The organism is Methanolinea mesophila (assembly GCF_017873855.1).
Lineage (GTDB): Archaea > Halobacteriota > Methanomicrobia > Methanomicrobiales > Methanospirillaceae > Methanolinea_B > Methanolinea_B mesophila.
The window spans coordinates 871299-887612 of sequence record NZ_JAGGKR010000001.1 but is presented as its reverse complement, the minus strand read 5'-3'; the positions used below and the strand labels follow the sequence as shown (position 1 = coordinate 887612).

Below are 16314 nucleotides of genomic sequence, written 5' to 3'. Positions count from 1 at the left end.
GTCGGCCGGGACCCCGGCAGTGTCGGAGAGAGACGTGCGTGGATTGCCCGTAACGCGAGAGAGTCCCGGTGTATGAGGCTCATGCTGTGTTCCAGACGGCCTGCAAGGTAATGTGGGACCGTCGTAGTAATAATATTTTTTATTTTTTTCACACTTATTAGAAAAAAAAATTATTTTTATATGCGTTCCGGCTCCCGGACGCACTGGTCCGGTAGCGTGGCCTGCGGAAGCCCCCGCGAGAATTTATATCCGCAAATCATCCATTCACAGAAGGATGACCGAAGAGTACTCGTCCGGGAGCAAGCGGATGGTGAGGCTGACCGCCGCCCTCGGGTCGGCGGCGGCACCGTTCATGGTGGCCTCGATCATCGTCGCTTCCCCTGAGATAGGCAGGGAATTCTCGGCCGACGTGGTGCTCCTGGGCTGGGTGACCGCTGCGTTCTTCCTTACCGCGGCATCGTTCCTGATCCCGTTCGGGAGGATCGCCGATATCCGGGGGGCAAAGAAGGTGTTTACCACCGGGCTCGCCATGTACGTGGTCTCAGCGGTCATCTCGGCCGCTGCGCCCGATATCTATGTACTGATTGCCGGGCGTGCCCTTACCGGGATCGGGGCGGCGATGATATTCGGTACCTCGATCGCCCTGCTCTCCCTGGTGTTCCCCCCGCACGAGCGGGGGAAGGCGATCGGGATTAATGTCACCGCCATGTTCGTGGGGTTCGTATCAGGACTCCTCCTCGGCGGACTGCTCACCACCTACGTCGGGTGGAGGAGCATCTTCCTCGTGGTCGCGGTGATCGCGGTCGCCGACCTCGCACTCATCCTCACCCGGGTCCGGGGAGAGTGCGAAATTGCGAGGATCAATGATTACGACCCCCTGGGGATGGTGCTCTGCACAGGCGGGATCCTGCTCTCCGTCTATGGACTCTCCGGGGTAGGGAACACCCCTGGGAGGCTCGCGCTTGTCGCCGGGCTCCTCGTCCTCGGTGCATTTTTCATCCGGGAGCGGCACACCCCCCACCCCCTGGTCCACCGCGGGTTCGGAACTGTTACGTTTGCGGCCTCTGCGGTTACGAACATCATCTTCAACGGCGGTTCTTTCGCCGTTTCATTCCTGTTGTCGCTCTATTTCCAGTATGTCGACGCGATCGATCCCGCCCTCACCGGGGTGCTGCTGATCGTACCCCAGGTGTTCACCGTCCTGATTGGTCCGTTCTCCGGCGCCCTCTCCGACCGCATATCCCCCCGGCTGGTCGCCGCGGCGGGTGCCCTGGTGAACGGGCTCGGAGTGCTCCTGCTGGTTTCCCTCGGTGCGGGCACCCCCCTCGTCCTTGTCATACTCTCGCTGGCGCTGAACGGTGTCGGCATCGCATTGTTCATGCCCTCCGTGATCACCTGGGCGATGGCCGTCATCCCGGGCGAATACACCGGTGTCGCATCAGGGATCACCGAGACCTCGCGGCTCGCCGGGATCACGGTGAGCAATGCGGTGGTGATCATCGTGTTCGGCGTTTTCATGGGCGGGGCCCAGGTCACCCTCGCTGAGATCCCGGCGTTCCTCGCCTCGACCCGGGCATGTTTCCTGGTCTACCTGGGGCTCTCGGTCGCCGCGGCGATAGTCGCCGTACTCGTCTACCGGAGGGAACACAGGCACGTTTCCACGAAGGAAGAAATTCCCGGATAACACCAGACGGAATATTATGGTTACGCGCGAAATCCATGATCTGACAAAATGTCGGAACGCATCAGCGAGCAGAAGAGGCACCGGCCGTGGTTCGGATGGAATCCCGGACCCGACACCTCCATGGCCTTCCTTACCGGGATCATCTGGATCGGTGCCTACTACCTGCTCACTCACTTCAGCGATCCCCCGCTGTCGACACTCTACGGGATCCTGGCGATGCTCCTCGTGGTGGTGGTCCCGGTCTGGTGGTTCTGCCTGCACCGGGGGCGCCCGCTCCGCGAACTTGGTATCACCGGCCTGCGCTGGAAGGAGAGCCTCCTGGTCAGCATCATCGTGGCGGTCCCCTTTTTCTGGCTCATCGCGGGACAGTACGGGAGTATGGGTGCGGAGGTGCTCGCCCCCCAGATCGTCGCGAATGCCCTGATCCTGTGGGAACCCTTCTTTGTGTTCTGCTGGCTCGAACTTCGTTTCGGCGAGGCGTTCGGGATAATTCCCGGAATTCTCCTGGCAGGCCTGTTCTTCGGCGCCTACCACATCGGCACGTATCCTCCGGCGGCCGTGGGGGTACTTGCGCTCTATGGTATCCTTTTTGCGGCGATATTCCGGCTCACGGACAACCTCCTCTCCATGTGGCCGATCGCCTGGGCCGCATCTTCTGCGAAAGGAACTCTCGCCGGAGGGATGCTCTTTGCCTGGAACGATGTCACCCAGGTTGCCCTGGTGCTTCTCCTGCAACTTGCGTTTATCGGGTGGATCTGGAGAAACTGGGGAACGGATCGGGGTAGGTCTTCCGTCGAGGCCGGACAGGCAAGAAGATCACGTGAAGATCCGGAAAGGTGATATCGGGGAAGATAAAGAACCGAAAGATTGAATAAGAAAAATATAGGCCGGGCTTTTTTTCACCGGGGACCGGTGCCCCGAACCGCTCCTACTCTTCCGCCTCGCAGATCGCGAGCTGGTACATCCAGTCCATCAGGCGGTGACATTCCTGGGCATTGCACTCCTCGTCGCAGCCGATACAGGGAACGAGCTCGTCCCCGGCGAGGATCTTGCAGGGGTCCACTGGTCGTCGGGTCGCTTTCAGGACATAGGTCTTTATGCCGTCTTTTTTGTATTCGATCCGCTCGATGAGGCCGCTGTCGAGCAGCCTCTTCACGATCCGCGAGCATTTCCTGCTGTCCACATCGAGGATCTTCCAGAGTTCGCTCTGGAGTACCCCCTCCGGATGGGACTGGATCACCTTGAGTGCATCATCTGCCGGGTTTGTCATAGGTTCCATTTAGAGGATTGGGGAGATGGAAAGGATGTTGTTCCCCCGGATCACCACGGTTCCGAGGGTGCGTCCGCGCTGGTTGTCCTCCATCTCGATTGTCTCGTCCATATGGAGATTCAGGTACTCGTCCACCGCAACCAGGCGACCCTGGAGCTTTCGGGGATCATCCTTTATTTCCACGATAATTTTGGAATCAACGAGAGAAAATACCTTTTTTATAGGAAGCACAATTCCGTTAACCATCTGCGTTTATTAGGGCTGTGGGGATATTAAAATTTGCTTTGATCCCCTCATGCCCGGGATCGCCTTCCCCAAAAAAAAATTACTCGGGGAGGGGCTTCCACCTGTTTTTCAGGGTCTTTTCCACGATGGGGAGAGTGGTGTATTCCATCTCCTCCAGGGAGAGCCGGTGGGGCTCGAACGGGCCCATTGCCCTGAGCACATCGGCAATCTCGTTGCACCGGTCGCGGACCCGGTCATAGGACGGGTCGTCGAACATGTCGGCCGGCCCGATCAGCTTCCCGTTGCAGACCTGGAACCCCAGGCATATCACCCTCGGCGGGCCGTCGAACCGGGCGCAATTGGCGTCCGGAAGACCTACCGGCATAAAGGGCCCGTGGTGTGACCCGCGCATCCACCCTGCAACAATGGTCGGGATGGTGAAGGGATCGATCACTTCTCCCACGGAGGGAAGACCGCTCTGGGCCCGGACAATCATGACAGGATCGTCCTTGCCGACGTACCTGCCTGCCATAAGGTTTAACCGCTGGGTGGAGGTCGACGCGGCGATCACGCCGTCCTTCCTCCGGACCGCCTTGACCACGTACCGGGAGGGAGCCCCGATGTACGCGAGCAGGCTGTAGGACTCCTCCGGAGTCTTGAACTCGACCACCCTCTTGTCGATGACATCGTGCACCTCGAAGACGAACCCCTCGTGCATCGTGGGGTCGATCACCAGGCCGGGATTGGAGAACGGGTCTGCAAATATCTTGTACAGGTAAAAATTCCATGCGCCGGGCTCGGTCTTGTCGGCCATGAACACCAGCACCGGGTCGGACCCCCGCTCCTCGAACTCCATCTCCGCAACGCCCGGCCCCATTCCTTTCACGTTGCCCGAGAACGCGTCGGCGAGCATGTCCTGGCCTGCACCGTAGAGTTTCATCTCCCTGGCGATCTTGGTGCATTCCATAAAGACCTCCCAGGCAAGCTTGTGGATCTCGACGTTATCCTCGCCCCGGGTGTGGGTCATGATCAGTTCAAGGTCGTCCCCGCAGTGGGTGACGAACGAGTCGATGAGCAGCTTCCCCTCCTGCTCTTTCAGCATCCTGGTCGCCTTCTCAAGGAGTTTCGGATGAGTCCTGGAGTGGCCGGGATAGCTACCCACATCGGCTTTTATCACAGAAATGGTGGTCTTTGGCATATGATCAGCTCCACTAGTAAATGCGCGATCAGATTATAAAATATGTGGGATTGGGGGAGAATCGCCGGATTATCCTTCAGATGAGGGATTTTCCTGCTCTTTTGCCGCAATCTGGTAGGAGACTTCCAATACCCCGTGGCGGAAGGAGATCTCCACGGTCTTCTTGTCCGCCGGCGGGACCTCCGCACCGGTGCGATACTGCCGTTCCTGGTCCTTGGCCCAGATGAAGACCCGGTTGTCCCGGAACAGTACCTGGACGTTCTCGGCCGACATACCCGGGAGCTCGGTCACCAGGGTCACGTGGCTTCCGAGCCGGTGCACCTCGATCTCCGGTTCGGTGGAATTTCCGCGGCCGCCAGGTCCTCCCGAAGGGGGGATGCCGGGGAAGCTCCCGGGGGGGACGACGATCTTCATCCCGATGAATATAGGGTGGCCTTCGCCGTCCTCGGCCTGCTGCATCAGTTCCCGGATCATGTCCTCGATCCGTTTGTATGCGTCGTTTGTCTTGTCGCTCATTGATTGTCGCTCTTTTGGGTGAACGTCCCTAATTTTTCAGCTGCGCCTCCACTTCATGCGTCCGGCGCCTGATCTCATTGAAGTCTTTGTTCCGGGCAAAGGTGACTTCCCGGAGTCCGGTGGTATCTACCGTGTGGTCTCTCCGCAGTTCCGCCTGTTTTAAGGTGGCGGCCGCGTTCTCAAGGATCTCCCTCTGGTCGGAGTTGTAGAGCATCTCCCAGGACTGCCGCTCGGAAGATTCCAGGGTGTCGCGGTCGAGCGACCCCCTGACTTTCTTCTCCGCGTCCTCGAAGTGCTTCCGGGTCAGGCGCACGTTCGAGATGGCGTCCTCCATCTCCTGCGTGCCTTTGCCCGCCATCACGGAGATGAACTCCCTCATGGCCTGGAGCTTGGCCTGCCGTACCAGCGCTTCGATGTCCGCACCTACATAGTTCTCGGTCTCGGCAACGAGCTGGTCGATGTCCACGTCGCTCGCGAGCAGGGCCCCGGCGTTCCGCAGGTAGACCTCGAAGATCTTCTTCCTGCCTTCCTTGTCCGGCGGAGGGACGTAGATGTGCCGCTCCATCCGGCCCGGACGCATGATCGCCGGGTCGATCATATCGGGCCTGTTGGTCGCCCCGATCACCGTGACATCCTTGAGCTCTTCGAGCCCGTCCAGCTCGGTCAGGATCTGGGAGACCACGCTCTCGGTCACGTGGGAGGATCCCACGTAGGTCCCCCGCCGGGGGATAAGGGCGTCGACCTCGTCGAAGAAGATGATCGCCGGGGCGGCCATCCGTGCCTTGCGGAAGACCTCCCGCACTCCCTTCTCAGACTCCCCGACCCACTTTGAGAGGAGCTCCGGCCCTTTCACCGAGATGAAGTTGCACTCGCTCTCGTTCGCGACCGCCTTGGCGAGGAGCGTCTTCCCCGTGCCGGGCGGCCCGAAGAGCAGGATGCCCTTCGGGGGCTTGGTGTCGAGTTTCGCGAACACCCCCGGGTACTTCAACGGCCACTCCACCGCCTCTTTCAACTCCTGTTTCACGTCGTCGAGCCCGCCCACGTCGTCCCAGGAGAGGTCCGGGACCTCCACCAGGACCTCGCGCATGGCGCTCGGTTCCACGTGCTTCCTCGCCTCGTCAAAGTCTTCCTTGGTCACCCGGAGCTGCTCGAGCATCTCCGACGGGATCTCCTCGTCGATCTCAATCTTGGGGATGACCTTCCGGAGGGCGTGCATCGCCGCTTCTTTTACCAGGAGGGCGATATCGGCCCCCACGAACCCGTGGGTGTTGTCCGCATACTCTTCCACGTTCACGTCATCGGCCAGGGGGACCCCCCGGGTGTGGACCTGGAAGATCTCCATCCTCCCCTTTTTGTCCGGGATGCCTATCTCGATCTCCCTGTCGAACCGCCCGCCCCTGCGAAGCGCCGGGTCGATGGCGTCGGGGAGGTTGGTGGCCGCGATGACCATCACCTGGCCCCTCGCCTTCAACCCGTCCATCAGGGAGAGGAGCTGGGCCACCACCCTTCGTTCCACCTCTCCCTTGGTATCCTCCCTCTTCGGGGCGATGGAATCGATCTCGTCGATGAAGATGATCGCCGGGGAGTTCTCCTGGGCCTCGTCAAAGACCTCGCGGAGCTTGCCCTCGCTCTCCCCGTAGTACTTGCTCATGATCTCCGGGCCGGAGAGGGAGATGAAGTGGGCGTCCACCTCGTTTGCGACCGCCTTGGCGATGAGCGTCTTTCCCGTCCCCGGCGGCCCGTAGAGCAGGACTCCCTTGGGAGGTTCGATCCCCAGCCGTTCGAAGAGCTCGGGGTGGCGGAGCGGGAGCTCGATCATCTCCCGCACCATCTCCAGTTCCCGGGAGAGGCCGCCGATGTCCTCGTAGTGCACGTCAGAGACCTCGCCCTTCTTTTCTTCCTCCGGCTGGTAGGGCGTCTCCTTCAGTTCGATCTCGGTATCGTCGGTGACCACCGCGATCCCCTTGGGGACCACCTTGGAGATGACCAGGGTGATGGCATTGCCGATCACGTCCACCCGGACGCTCTGGCCCTCCATCACCGACCGGCCCCGGAGCATTCTCGCGAGGTACTGCTCCCCTCCCACCAGACGGATGGGCTGGGTCGGCTGGATCACCACTTTCCTGGCAAACCCGACCTCGATCTTCCTGATCCTGACACGTTCGTCGACGCCTGAACCGGCGTTGCCCCGGACCGTCCCGTCGATCCGGATGATGCCCTGGCCGGAATCCTGGGCGAATCCGGGCCACACAATCGCGGTAGCCTTCTTCTTGCCCTGGATCTCTATCACGTCGCCGCTGACCAGCCCCAGTCCCCGCATCACTTCGATCGAGAGGCGCGCGATACCCCGTCCGGCATCGTCCCGGGCCGCCTCCTTGACCACTACCTCAAAGTAATCCTTATCTGTCATCGTAACCTATCCTATTGTCAGAGGTTTACTTTTAGTTAGTCATTATTGTATATAAATATTGTTCTGATACCGGTGAATCAGACCACGATAACCTCTTTTTCGGTGACGATAAGGTCCATCTTCATATCATGCTCGTCGGCCGGGAGATCGTCTACCTCCTGGCAGGAGAATGCCACCGCAATACGCTTCAGGTGGGGATTTTTCTCCAGGAAACGGTCGTAATATCCGGCCCCGTAGCCCAGCCGGTGGCCGTTCCTGTCGAATGCGATGACCGGGACCACCACCACGGGGATATCCTCGGCACGGGCGGGGATCTCGGCACCGATCGGTTCGGGGACCGAGAAGGTGCTCACTCTGAGCGAGGTGAGGTCCCGGAGGTAGGAGAGCCGGAGACTGCAGTCCCGGGCCTGGATGATAGGGACCACCACCTCCGTTCCCCGTTCCAGAAGGGACCGGATGAACCGGTGGGTCTCCACCTCGGGCGGCTTGGAGACATACACCATCACCGGGCTCTCCCCGTCGAGGAGGGAAAGCAGCCGCTCGAGGATCACGCCGCTGTACCGGTCGGCCTCTTTCGCCGGTAGAGAATCCCGTGCCTTGCGGGCGGATTCCCGGAGCTGCTGCTTGGAACTCATCTGCCGGAGATGTTGGATGAAATAAAAGATAATCATGCCCATCAGGGACACGCAGAGACCGGCCGCCGGGGAACCGCTCCTCCCGGACAAACGGACCACACGCGCCCAGGTTTCCTGGATCTCCCATCCCAACCCGCCTGACCGGATAGTTATTTATGCGTTGACCTGTTAGGGGTGTTCACCGGAGTGATTCAAGAAATGCCCTACATATGGAGGAGCAATAACGAGGTCGACGAGACGATCGTGGTGATCAAGAACCAGCTGGACCACGGCCCCGAGATCCCTGCATGGCTGCTCTCGATCGTAAACGCGTCAATTGCAGATTCGGAGCAGCGGTACTCGGACTATTTTGCCAGGGAACTGAAAAAATGGGCGCCGGACACCATCGGATACTTCGAGGAGGCGCTCGGTCTTCCCAAGGCCTGGAACAGCAACAGGGACGTGGAGGCGTTCGTCACGGTCATCAGGGACTTCGAAGATGCGGGGGAGGGGATGCCGAACTGGCTCGCCGCGACGGTCAACCGCGTCATCACAGAATCAGACCAGGTGAAGATCCGATATTTCTTCGAGGCCCTGAAGCGGTCCTCGCCGGAGTCGATGAAGCACTTCGACGAGGGAGTCACCGCGTTTTAATCTTATTTTTTTTTGGGTATGCGGATTTGAATTTCATTTTCATCGCATTGTAAGTTCCAGAATATGTTTCGAAGAATAAAACCCACCCCGCTCAGCGTGGTCGGCGCGACGCCTCGTCGGGTCGCGTCTGGGCCGATTCGGTGATCGTTTGAGGAACGCTATCAGATGAAGCCATCCTGATTAACGATCAATTTTATGGATCAGCCGCCGGGGGATCCTTCGTCGTCGTCGTTCATCTCTATGACTGTTCCAATTCCCTGTGATTCCAGAATTATACACTAACCCTGGACGGAAAGGAGTCATATTAAAAAACGAGTTATCGTTTCCCGCACACCGATTCCAGCTCCCGCAGCCCCGATGCAAGCACTTTCGTCCTGCCGATCGCACCCGCGATCAGGATGGTATCCCTGACCTGTTCCCTTGTGGCTCCGGCCTTGAGCGCGGCCCCTATATGGACTTTCATGCAATGAGGCGCATCCGATGCCGCGGCCGCCGCGATTGCCACCAGTTCGGCGGTGACCGGGTCGAGAGACTCCGGTCTCCCGGCGAGATAATCAGTCAGGACAGAGAGGACGAAATAGTCCTGCCGCTCTTTCAGGGTGGAAAAGATGGCGGGTTCGACCCCCAACACCTCCCTGGCATCGTTGCAGAGGTCTTTTTCCATCTCGGGTGCGTGGGTCAGGAACTCGCGGAGATATTGTCGGTTTTCCGGTTGCATATGGGAGGTGGGGGAGACTTCACGAAAAAGAGCGTGATACGATCCCGGCGTGTGGAAAGTGATGCGGGTCGTTGGAGTTCGGTAAAGAGGCAGTGAATATCCAGGGAAGCCGGGAGGCCACTGCAATGGAAACAACGCCGAAATTTCACGAAAAAAGAGAATTATGCCGGATGTCAGGGATTATTCAGAAGCTGAAGTGCTTGTTCACGATCTTCAGGGCGCAATAGTCCCCGCACATGGTGCAGGCGTCGGTATCGGCCGGCATCCGCTCCGCCCGGATCTGGCGGGCCCGTTCGGGGTTCATCGCAAGCTGGAACTGCCGCTCCCATTCCAGGTCCCGGCGGGCATGGCCCATCTCGAGGTCCTGGTCGCGCTTCTTCAGCTTGATCATATCCCCGACGTGGGCGGCGATGCGGGAACTGATCACCCCTTCGTAGACCTCCTCCGGGGTGGGGAGGGCGAGGTGCTCGGCGGGGGTGACGTAACAGATGAAGTCCGCACCGTAGGCCGAGGAGAGGGACGCCCCGATAGCGGCGACACGGTCGTCGTACCCGGGAGCGATATCGGTCACCAGCGGGCCCAGCATGTAGAAGGGTTTCCGGTTGGTGACCCGCTTCTGCAGGATCACGTTCGCCTGGATCTCGTCGATCGGGATGTGCCCCGGGCCTTCCACGATCGTCTGGACCCCCTCGGCGTGGGCCTTGTCCGCGAGCTCGGCGTTGATGATGAGCTCCTGGATCTGCGCCCGGTCGGTCGCGTCATGGACCGCTCCCGCACGCATGCCGTTGCCCATGGAGAGGGTGACCTCGTGCTCTTTCATGATCTCGAGCAGGTAATCGAACTCAGAATAAAGCGGGTTCTCCTTCTCGTTGTGGAGCATCCACGCGGTCATGAACGCACCGCCGCGGGAGACCAGCCCTCCGTGCCGTCCCTGGTTCTGCAGCCGCTTGACCGTCTCCCAGTTGATGCCGGTATGGATGGCCATGAAGTTCGTGCCCAGTTTCGCCTGCTCAGCGGTGATCCGGAAGAGATCGTCCTCCTTCATGAAGACTACGGCACCCTCCTTGGTCGCTGCTTCGATGAACGCCTGGTAAAGGGGCACGCTCCCCACCGAGAGGCAGGTGTTGGCGATGACCCTCTTTCGGATCTCCACGAGGTCGCCGCCGGTGGAGAGTTCCATCAGGGTATCGGCTCCCGCACGTTCCGCCTGCCTGGCCTTCTCGATCTCTTCGTCGATGTTCACTATGTCCGAAGAGGTACCGATGGAGGCGTTGACCTTGGTCCGGAGCCCCTCCCCGATCCCGCAGATCCTGACATCCCGGTAAGGGGAGACCGGTATCACGATATGCCCTCCTACTATCCCTTTTCGTACGAATTCCTCGGATACTCCTTCCTGCCGGGCGACGATCTTCATCTCCTCGGTGATGATCCCCTTCCTGGCATCCTCGATCAGGCTCATACTCAGTACTTCGCAGAAAACCAGATAAAGCCACCATATGAAAATCCGTCACTAAATCTGGCTTGTCTTCTCCACAAGTAAAATTGATTTGCGTTTACGCAACCTTATTTTACATTCCCGCGGCGGACCGCTACCGGCCGGGAGGCCGGGGGGAGGACGCGTGTCCGGACAGGCACGCGGGGGTGAACAGGAGCGCAAGGTGTGATGGGATCTCCCGGAGTGCCCGGGTCGGGAACGAGGTCTCTAAAACGCCTTAATGAACGGAAATTCCTGATTGTGGAGCTCCCGGGGAGGTTCGGCTGCCCGGGAAGGAGCTCCTTACGGATCGGGAGGGATGATTCCTGCGGGAAATTCGGGAGTTTCAATACATTGATGAAATTCCGGACCCTATATTTTTCCGCATGGAGAACCGTGGGGGCTTGGTAAATTTCGGGGGATTCGTGGGCCTCTCGACGGTCGACTGGCCGGGGAGGTCAGTCTGTACTATATTCCTCCGCGGCTGTCCGCTGCGGTGCTCCTACTGCCACAACCTTTCCATCCAGACCGGGCAGGACTTCCTGGATATCGACAGCGTGATGGAGATGGTGGAGTCCGCCGCCCCGCTCATATCCGGGGCGGTGATCTCCGGAGGCGAGCCGACGCTCCAGGCCGGTGCGGTCCTCGAACTGGCCAGGCGGATAAAAGGGCTGGGGCTCGCGGTAGGGCTCCAGACCAACGGCTACTTCCCGGCCACCCTCGAGCGCCTGCTCTCCGAACGCCTGCTGGACCGGGTCGCGCTGGACTACAAGACCCGGTGGGAGGGGTATTCCGGCCGGCGCGAAGGATACGACGCGGTGTGCACAGAGGACTATACGCTCCAGGTCCGGCGCTCGATCGAGCTCTGTACCGGGGCGTGGGACCAGGCGGTCCTCCCCGAGTTCGAGGTGGTCCTCACCATCTTCCCCGGAAACGAGGCCGACGCGATCGTGATTGCGAAGCGTCTGCCGCCGGGGATCCCTCTGGTGCTGAACCAGGGAGTCATGAAGAGGTCCTGGGAAAACCGTATGCCAGGGACGAACGGGACGCGCCCTCCCACACCCGGGGACATTGAGGGGTGGCAGCGGCCGCTCACCCTCGCGGAGCTGAAGGGGCTTGCGGATCAGATTAGTAGGAAGCGGGGGATAACAAAGATAAGGACCCGTGAGGAGGGAGAGAAGGTCTATGAAAGTGATCGGGGTCGTTGGGCTGCCGGCGAGCGGAAAAGGTGAGTTCTCCCGGGTTGCCCGGGAGATGGGCATCCCCATCGTGGTGATGGGGGACGTGATCCGGAACGAGGTGCAGGCAGCCGGGCTCCCGCTTACCGACCAGAACCTTGGCGGGACCGCGACCCGGTTGCGGGAGGAGGAGGGGATGGACGCGATCGCGAAACGCTGCATCCCCCTCATTGAAGCACTCGACGCCCCCCTGGTCCTGGTTGACGGGATCAGGGGAGAAACGGAAGTCCGGCTCTTCCGCGCCCGTTTCCCGGAGTTTTACCTGGTCGGAATCGACGCCCCCTTCAGCGTACGGCTCGGGCGGCTCGCCTCGAGGGGGAGATCCGACGATTTCATATCGGAAGAGGAGCTGATCAGGCGGGACCGGCGGGAGATCGGCTGGGGGCTCGGAGAAGCGCTCATCCACGCGGATTACGTCCTGGATAACGGCGACGGGCTGGAGAAGTTCGCCGACGACGCCCGGGCCCTCCTTGCCGAACTAAAGGGTGAGGCATGAGTTTCCGGGTCTATTTCTCTTCGTCCGCGTCGGTCTGGGACCGGATCGAGTGGACCGCGGACATCCCGGGTGCGGGTTTTGACGGGTGGGAGATCGTGGCCGATGGCAATTACCGGCTGGACAATCCTGACAACTACCGCCGGATCGACGAGGCGGTGGGGAGCCTTGGGATCGGGATCTCAGTGCACGCTCCCTACGGCGACCTGAACCTCGCCACACTGAACTATCCTATCTGGAGGGAATCTGTCCGCCAGATCTGCACCTGCATCGAACGGGCCTCTTCCTGGACCGACAGGGTCACCATCCACCCCGGCTACCTCTCTCCCGTGGGGAAGATGATGCCGGAGAAAGCCTGGGAGCAGCAGAAAACCGCACTTGCCGAGATCGGGAAGGTCGCGGAGGGGTGCGGGGTGAGGGCCTGCCTTGAGAACATGATCGGGCTCAAGGAGTTCCTCTGCCGCGAACCCGGCGAGCTCCTGGGGATGACCGAAGGGCTCGAAGGGATCGGGATCACCATCGACCTCGGGCACGCGAACACCGTGGGGAGGGTCGCGGAATTCCTCCCCTTCCTCGCACGTGCCGACCACCTGCACCTCCATGACAACCACGGGGCATCCGACGAGCACCTGCCGCTCGGCGAGGGGACCATAGACTGGAAGAATGCAGGTCCGCGGATCGTCCGGGACTATCACCACGTGGCGGTGGTCGAGGGGAGGAACCTGGAAGAAGGGAGAAGGTCTCTCGCCGTAGTCCGGGGGTGGACCCGTTGAGCGGTGAGACGCTTCACGTCTACTTCCTGGGGACCGCGGGTGCGCTCCCCACCCCGCTCCGGAACCCGCCCTGCATCATGGTCAAGCGCGGGCCCGACACCCTCCTCTTCGACTGCGGTGAAGGAGCACAGCAGCAGATGATGCGGGCCAGGACCGGGTTCCTCGTAGACGCGATCTTCATCACCCACTGGCATGCCGACCACTTCCTGGGCATAATCGGGCTTGTCCAGACCCTCTCGTTCACCGGGAGGAAGGCACCCCTCACCGTGTACGGCCCGGAGTGGGTCCACGATGCGGTCGCCGGGATCCGGCAGCTCTCGAGGTTCAACCTGAAGTTCCCCCTCCAGTCGGTGCTGCTCTCGCACGGCTCTGCGGTGAGGTTCAACGGGTACACGGTGACGGCGTTCGCCACGAGCCATGGGATGGAGAGCATCGGCTACGTGCTGGAGGAGGATCCCCGGCCGGGACGGTTCGACCGGGAACGGGCGATATCGCTCGGGGTCCCGCCCGGACCGCTCTTCGGGCGGCTCCAGCGGGGAGAGACGGTCTGTATCGCCCGGGACGGGGCCGGGGTGGACATCACCCCCGAGCAGGTCATGGGACCCTCCCGCCCGGGAAGGAAAGTGGTGTACACCGGGGACACCCGTCCTGTCCACCAGCGCATCGGGCAGTTCGCGAAAAATGCGGACCTCCTGATCCACGACGCGACCTACGACGACGCGGAGGCGGATCGCGCCCGGGAAGTGTTCCATTCCTCGGCGGGAGAGGCGGGGGAGGCTGCAGCGGATCTGAACGCGGCGGTCCTCGCCCTGGTGCACATAAGTTCCCGCTACACCGGGACCGGCCCCCATATCAGGGATGCGGGCCGGAGGTTTGCAGGGACAATCATCGCACCCTCGGATCTCGAGATGTGGGAGATCCCCTTCAGGGATACCGTGGAATGAAGGAATACGATTCCATACCCTGATATGGGTGGATGCGAAATGACTGCTATACGAAAGGAACCCGGATCGGACGTGTGAAAAAATAATCGATACGATACCTGATCGGATGGTGAAATAATGCAGATGGAAGATGACGTAAAAGTATACCGCTTAAGCCCCGGCTGTGACCTCTCGGACGTTGAAGTGGGAAAGACCTATATCGGGAGAGTGCAGGGATTCGCAAACTTCGGGACGTTCGTACAGCTGAACGACCGGATCAAGGGACTGGTCCACAAGAGCAACGCCAAGACCAACCATAAAGAACGGGACAACATCCTGGTCAAGGTGCTCAACATCAGGAACAACGGCAACATCGACCTCGAGGAGGTGACCATCCAGGTCTACACCGTGGAGATGGTGGAGAAGAAATCCACCGCGGTCCGGCTCGCAGATCTCCGGAGCAAGGTGGGGAGGACGGTAAGGATCGAGGGTGAGATCGCCCAGATCAAGCAGACCAGCGGCCCCACCATCTTCACCATCGTGGACGAGAGCGGCACCGAGAACGCCGCGGCGTTCGTGGAGGCGGGGGTCCGGGCGTACCCCGAGGCCGAACTTGAAGACATCGTGCGCATCGTGGGAGAGGTGATGCTCCGGAACAACCAGGTCCAGATCGAGGTGTCCTCGCTCTCCGTCCTCGCCGGTGCCGACGCAGAGGAGGTGCGGGAACGTATCGACCGGGCCCTCGACGAACGCGCCGAGCCCGCAGACATCCCCCTCCTGGTGGAGAGCGACGTGCTCACCCGGCTGCGCCCGGAGATGAGGAAGATCGCGAGGATCATCAGGAAGGCGGTCTTCACCTCCCAGCCGATCATCCTCCGGCACCATGCCGATGCGGACGGCATCTGCTCCGCCGTGGCGATCGAACAGGCCGTGACCTCCCTGATCCGCGAGTCGGGTGGCGACTTCGATGCCGATTACTTCCTGTTCAAGCGTGCCCCTTCGAAAGCACCCTTTTACGAGATCGAAGATATCGTCAGGGACCTCGACTACGCTTTGAAAGATCACGCCCGCTACGGCCAGAAGATGCCCCTGGTGCTGCTCACCGATAACGGGTCCACCGAGGAGGACCTCCCGTCGCTGAAGATGTCGAAGGTGTACCAGCTCCCCATAGTGGTCATCGATCACCACCACCCCGACGAGATCGTGGACCAGTACCTCGCGGGCCATGCGAATCCCTACCACGTCGGGGGAGATTTCGGGATCACCGCCGGGATGCTGGGGACCGAGGTGGCCCGGCTGATCAACCCCGCGATCGGGGACGTGATCACCCATCTCCCGGCGGTCGCCGCGGTGGGCGACCGGAGCGAGGCCGAGGAGAGGAAACGCTACCTCGCCCTCGTGAAGGACCGGTACACCGAGGACCACTGCAAGGACATCGCCCTCTCCCTGGACTATCTCCAGTTCTGGCTCCGGTTCAACGACGGACGGGAGCTGGTGAAGGACCTGCTGGACCTCACCGGGAATCCCGACCGGCACAATGCCATGGTGGCCCTGATGGTGGAAGGCGCGAATGCGGCGATCGAGGACCAGATGAGCGCCTGCATGCCTCACGTCCAGCACAGGACGCTCGCAAACGGGGCGGAGCTCTTCCTGATCGACGTGGAGATCCACGCCCACAAGTTCACCTTCCCCCCGCCGGGTAAAACCTCCGGCGAGGTGCACGACCGGCTGGTGAAGAAGCACGCCGGATCCCCCGTGGTGACCATCGGGATCGGGCCGGATTTTGCCGTACTCCGGTCCAGGGGGGTCATGATGAACATCCCGAGGATGGTACGGGAGCTGCGCGACGAGCTTCCCGGCGGAGGGATCTCCGGCGGAGGGCACCTGGTGGTGGGAAGCATCAAGTTCGTGGAGGGTATGCGGGACGAGGTGATGGAGGGACTGATCCAGAAAATATCCCTCGTCCCGGTGGTCCCGCCGGAATGACGGGCACGGAAAACCTTCTTTACATTTCCTTTTGGTAAGTGTCTCCCTTTTGCCTTCAGACTAATGTTTTTCCGCGGAAAAATCAAAGTTTAAATGCTTTCCGTGATCCGTGAAGAACAGTTATTTATTTATAGGGGA

General features: G+C 60.8%; 16 protein-coding genes. 8 read left to right on the top strand and 8 right to left on the bottom strand.

The window, feature by feature from the left end; genetic code table 11:
• The first annotated feature begins 274 nt into the window (after positions 1-274).
• The gene (locus J2741_RS04125) at positions 275-1684 is read left to right on the top strand and encodes an MFS transporter (protein ID WP_209673755.1); all 1410 of its coding nucleotides are present in this window, start codon (positions 275-277) and stop codon (positions 1682-1684) included.
• A gap of 48 nt (positions 1685-1732) precedes the next feature.
• The gene (locus J2741_RS04120; RefSeq protein ID WP_209673754.1) at positions 1733-2524 is read left to right on the top strand and encodes a CPBP family intramembrane glutamic endopeptidase; all 792 of its coding nucleotides are present in this window, start codon (positions 1733-1735) and stop codon (positions 2522-2524) included.
• Positions 2525-2612: 88 nt separating this feature from the next.
• Here J2741_RS04120 and J2741_RS04115 read toward each other — a convergent pair whose 3' ends face one another.
• The 6 genes from J2741_RS04115 to J2741_RS04090 all read right to left on the bottom strand — a co-directional run bounded on the left by J2741_RS04115 (position 2613) and on the right by J2741_RS04090 (position 7938).
• Positions 2613-2954 carry a helix-turn-helix transcriptional regulator gene (locus J2741_RS04115; RefSeq protein ID WP_209675493.1) on the bottom strand — a complete coding sequence of 114 codons (342 nt, stop codon included), beginning with the start codon at positions 2952-2954 and terminating at the stop codon, positions 2613-2615.
• Between the two features lie 9 nt (positions 2955-2963).
• Positions 2964-3200 (bottom strand): LSM domain-containing protein, encoded by a 237-nt coding sequence (locus J2741_RS04110; RefSeq protein ID WP_209673753.1) that lies wholly within the window; start codon positions 3198-3200, stop codon positions 2964-2966.
• Between the two features lie 79 nt (positions 3201-3279).
• Entirely contained in the window at positions 3280-4377 is a 1098-nt protein-coding gene (gene fbp, locus J2741_RS04105) for a fructose-1,6-bisphosphate aldolase/phosphatase (protein WP_209673752.1), read from the bottom strand.
• A 69-nt stretch (positions 4378-4446) separates the two neighbouring features.
• Complete coding sequence (locus J2741_RS04100) at positions 4447-4893, bottom strand: Hsp20/alpha crystallin family protein (RefSeq protein ID WP_209673751.1); 447 nt, start codon at positions 4891-4893, stop codon at positions 4447-4449.
• A 28-nt stretch (positions 4894-4921) separates the two neighbouring features.
• Positions 4922-7303, bottom strand: coding sequence for a CDC48 family AAA ATPase (locus J2741_RS04095; RefSeq protein ID WP_209673750.1), 2382 nt, complete (start codon positions 7301-7303; stop codon positions 4922-4924).
• A gap of 77 nt (positions 7304-7380) precedes the next feature.
• Positions 7381-7938, bottom strand: a complete 558-nt coding sequence (locus J2741_RS04090; RefSeq protein WP_209673749.1) for a 5-formyltetrahydrofolate cyclo-ligase — start codon at positions 7936-7938, stop codon at positions 7381-7383.
• 198 nt (positions 7939-8136) lie between these two features.
• Between J2741_RS04090 and J2741_RS04085 the strand changes: the two genes are divergently transcribed.
• Positions 8137-8571 (top strand): hypothetical protein, encoded by a 435-nt coding sequence (locus J2741_RS04085; protein ID WP_209673748.1) that lies wholly within the window; start codon positions 8137-8139, stop codon positions 8569-8571.
• Between the two features lie 316 nt (positions 8572-8887).
• Here the strand turns inward: J2741_RS04085 and J2741_RS04080 are convergent, their stop codons facing one another.
• Positions 8888-9289, bottom strand: a complete 402-nt coding sequence (locus tag J2741_RS04080; protein ID WP_209673747.1) for a carboxymuconolactone decarboxylase family protein — start codon at positions 9287-9289, stop codon at positions 8888-8890.
• A gap of 184 nt (positions 9290-9473) precedes the next feature.
• Entirely contained in the window at positions 9474-10748 is a 1275-nt protein-coding gene (gene thiC, locus J2741_RS04075) for a phosphomethylpyrimidine synthase ThiC (RefSeq protein ID WP_209673746.1), read from the bottom strand.
• Positions 10749-11149: 401 nt separating this feature from the next.
• Between thiC and J2741_RS04070 the strand changes: the two genes are divergently transcribed.
• From J2741_RS04070 to J2741_RS04050, 5 genes are all read left to right on the top strand, one after another.
• Entirely contained in the window at positions 11150-11995 is an 846-nt protein-coding gene (locus J2741_RS04070) for an anaerobic ribonucleoside-triphosphate reductase activating protein (protein WP_209673745.1), read from the top strand.
• Positions 11949-12497 carry an AAA family ATPase gene (locus tag J2741_RS04065; protein WP_209673744.1) on the top strand — a complete coding sequence of 183 codons (549 nt, stop codon included), beginning with the start codon at positions 11949-11951 and terminating at the stop codon, positions 12495-12497. The genes J2741_RS04070 and J2741_RS04065 overlap by 47 nt, the downstream gene beginning before the upstream one ends.
• Positions 12494-13267 (top strand): sugar phosphate isomerase/epimerase family protein, encoded by a 774-nt coding sequence (locus J2741_RS04060; RefSeq protein WP_209673743.1) that lies wholly within the window; start codon positions 12494-12496, stop codon positions 13265-13267. The genes J2741_RS04065 and J2741_RS04060 overlap by 4 nt, the downstream gene beginning before the upstream one ends.
• Entirely contained in the window at positions 13264-14211 is a 948-nt protein-coding gene (gene rnz / locus J2741_RS04055) for a ribonuclease Z (RefSeq protein WP_209673742.1), read from the top strand. Before J2741_RS04060 ends, rnz begins: the two co-directional genes overlap by 4 nt.
• 117 nt (positions 14212-14328) lie before the next feature.
• Positions 14329-16176, top strand: a complete 1848-nt coding sequence (locus J2741_RS04050; protein WP_394357415.1) for a DHH family phosphoesterase — start codon at positions 14329-14331, stop codon at positions 16174-16176.
• The last annotated feature ends 138 nt before the right edge of the window (positions 16177-16314 follow it).

Bases quoted from the DNA above. Each gene is read 5' to 3' on its own strand.
- J2741_RS04065 (WP_209673744.1), top strand. From the start codon at position 11,949: ATGAAAGTGATCGGGGTCGTTGGGCTGCCGGCGAGCGGAAAAGGTGAG.
- J2741_RS04070 (WP_209673745.1), top strand. From the start codon at position 11,150: ATGGAGAACCGTGGGGGCTTGGTAAATTTCGGGGGATTCGTGGGCCTC.
- J2741_RS04100 (WP_209673751.1), bottom strand. From the start codon at position 4,893: ATGAGCGACAAGACAAACGACGCATACAAACGGATCGAGGACATGATC.
- thiC (WP_209673746.1), bottom strand. From the start codon at position 10,748: ATGAGCCTGATCGAGGATGCCAGGAAGGGGATCATCACCGAGGAGATG.
- J2741_RS04095 (WP_209673750.1), bottom strand. From the start codon at position 7,303: ATGACAGATAAGGATTACTTTGAGGTAGTGGTCAAGGAGGCGGCCCGG.
- J2741_RS04120 (WP_209673754.1), top strand. From the start codon at position 1,733: ATGTCGGAACGCATCAGCGAGCAGAAGAGGCACCGGCCGTGGTTCGGA.
- J2741_RS04050 (WP_394357415.1), top strand. From the start codon at position 14,329: ATGCAGATGGAAGATGACGTAAAAGTATACCGCTTAAGCCCCGGCTGT.
- J2741_RS04080 (WP_209673747.1), bottom strand. From the start codon at position 9,289: ATGCAACCGGAAAACCGACAATATCTCCGCGAGTTCCTGACCCACGCA.
- J2741_RS04110 (WP_209673753.1), bottom strand. From the start codon at position 3,200: ATGGTTAACGGAATTGTGCTTCCTATAAAAAAGGTATTTTCTCTCGTT.
- J2741_RS04085 (WP_209673748.1), top strand. From the start codon at position 8,137: ATGCCCTACATATGGAGGAGCAATAACGAGGTCGACGAGACGATCGTG.
- J2741_RS04125 (WP_209673755.1), top strand. From the start codon at position 275: ATGACCGAAGAGTACTCGTCCGGGAGCAAGCGGATGGTGAGGCTGACC.
- J2741_RS04115 (WP_209675493.1), bottom strand. From the start codon at position 2,954: ATGACAAACCCGGCAGATGATGCACTCAAGGTGATCCAGTCCCATCCG.
- J2741_RS04090 (WP_209673749.1), bottom strand. From the start codon at position 7,938: ATGAGTTCCAAGCAGCAGCTCCGGGAATCCGCCCGCAAGGCACGGGAT.
- J2741_RS04060 (WP_209673743.1), top strand. From the start codon at position 12,494: ATGAGTTTCCGGGTCTATTTCTCTTCGTCCGCGTCGGTCTGGGACCGG.
- fbp (WP_209673752.1), bottom strand. From the start codon at position 4,377: ATGCCAAAGACCACCATTTCTGTGATAAAAGCCGATGTGGGTAGCTAT.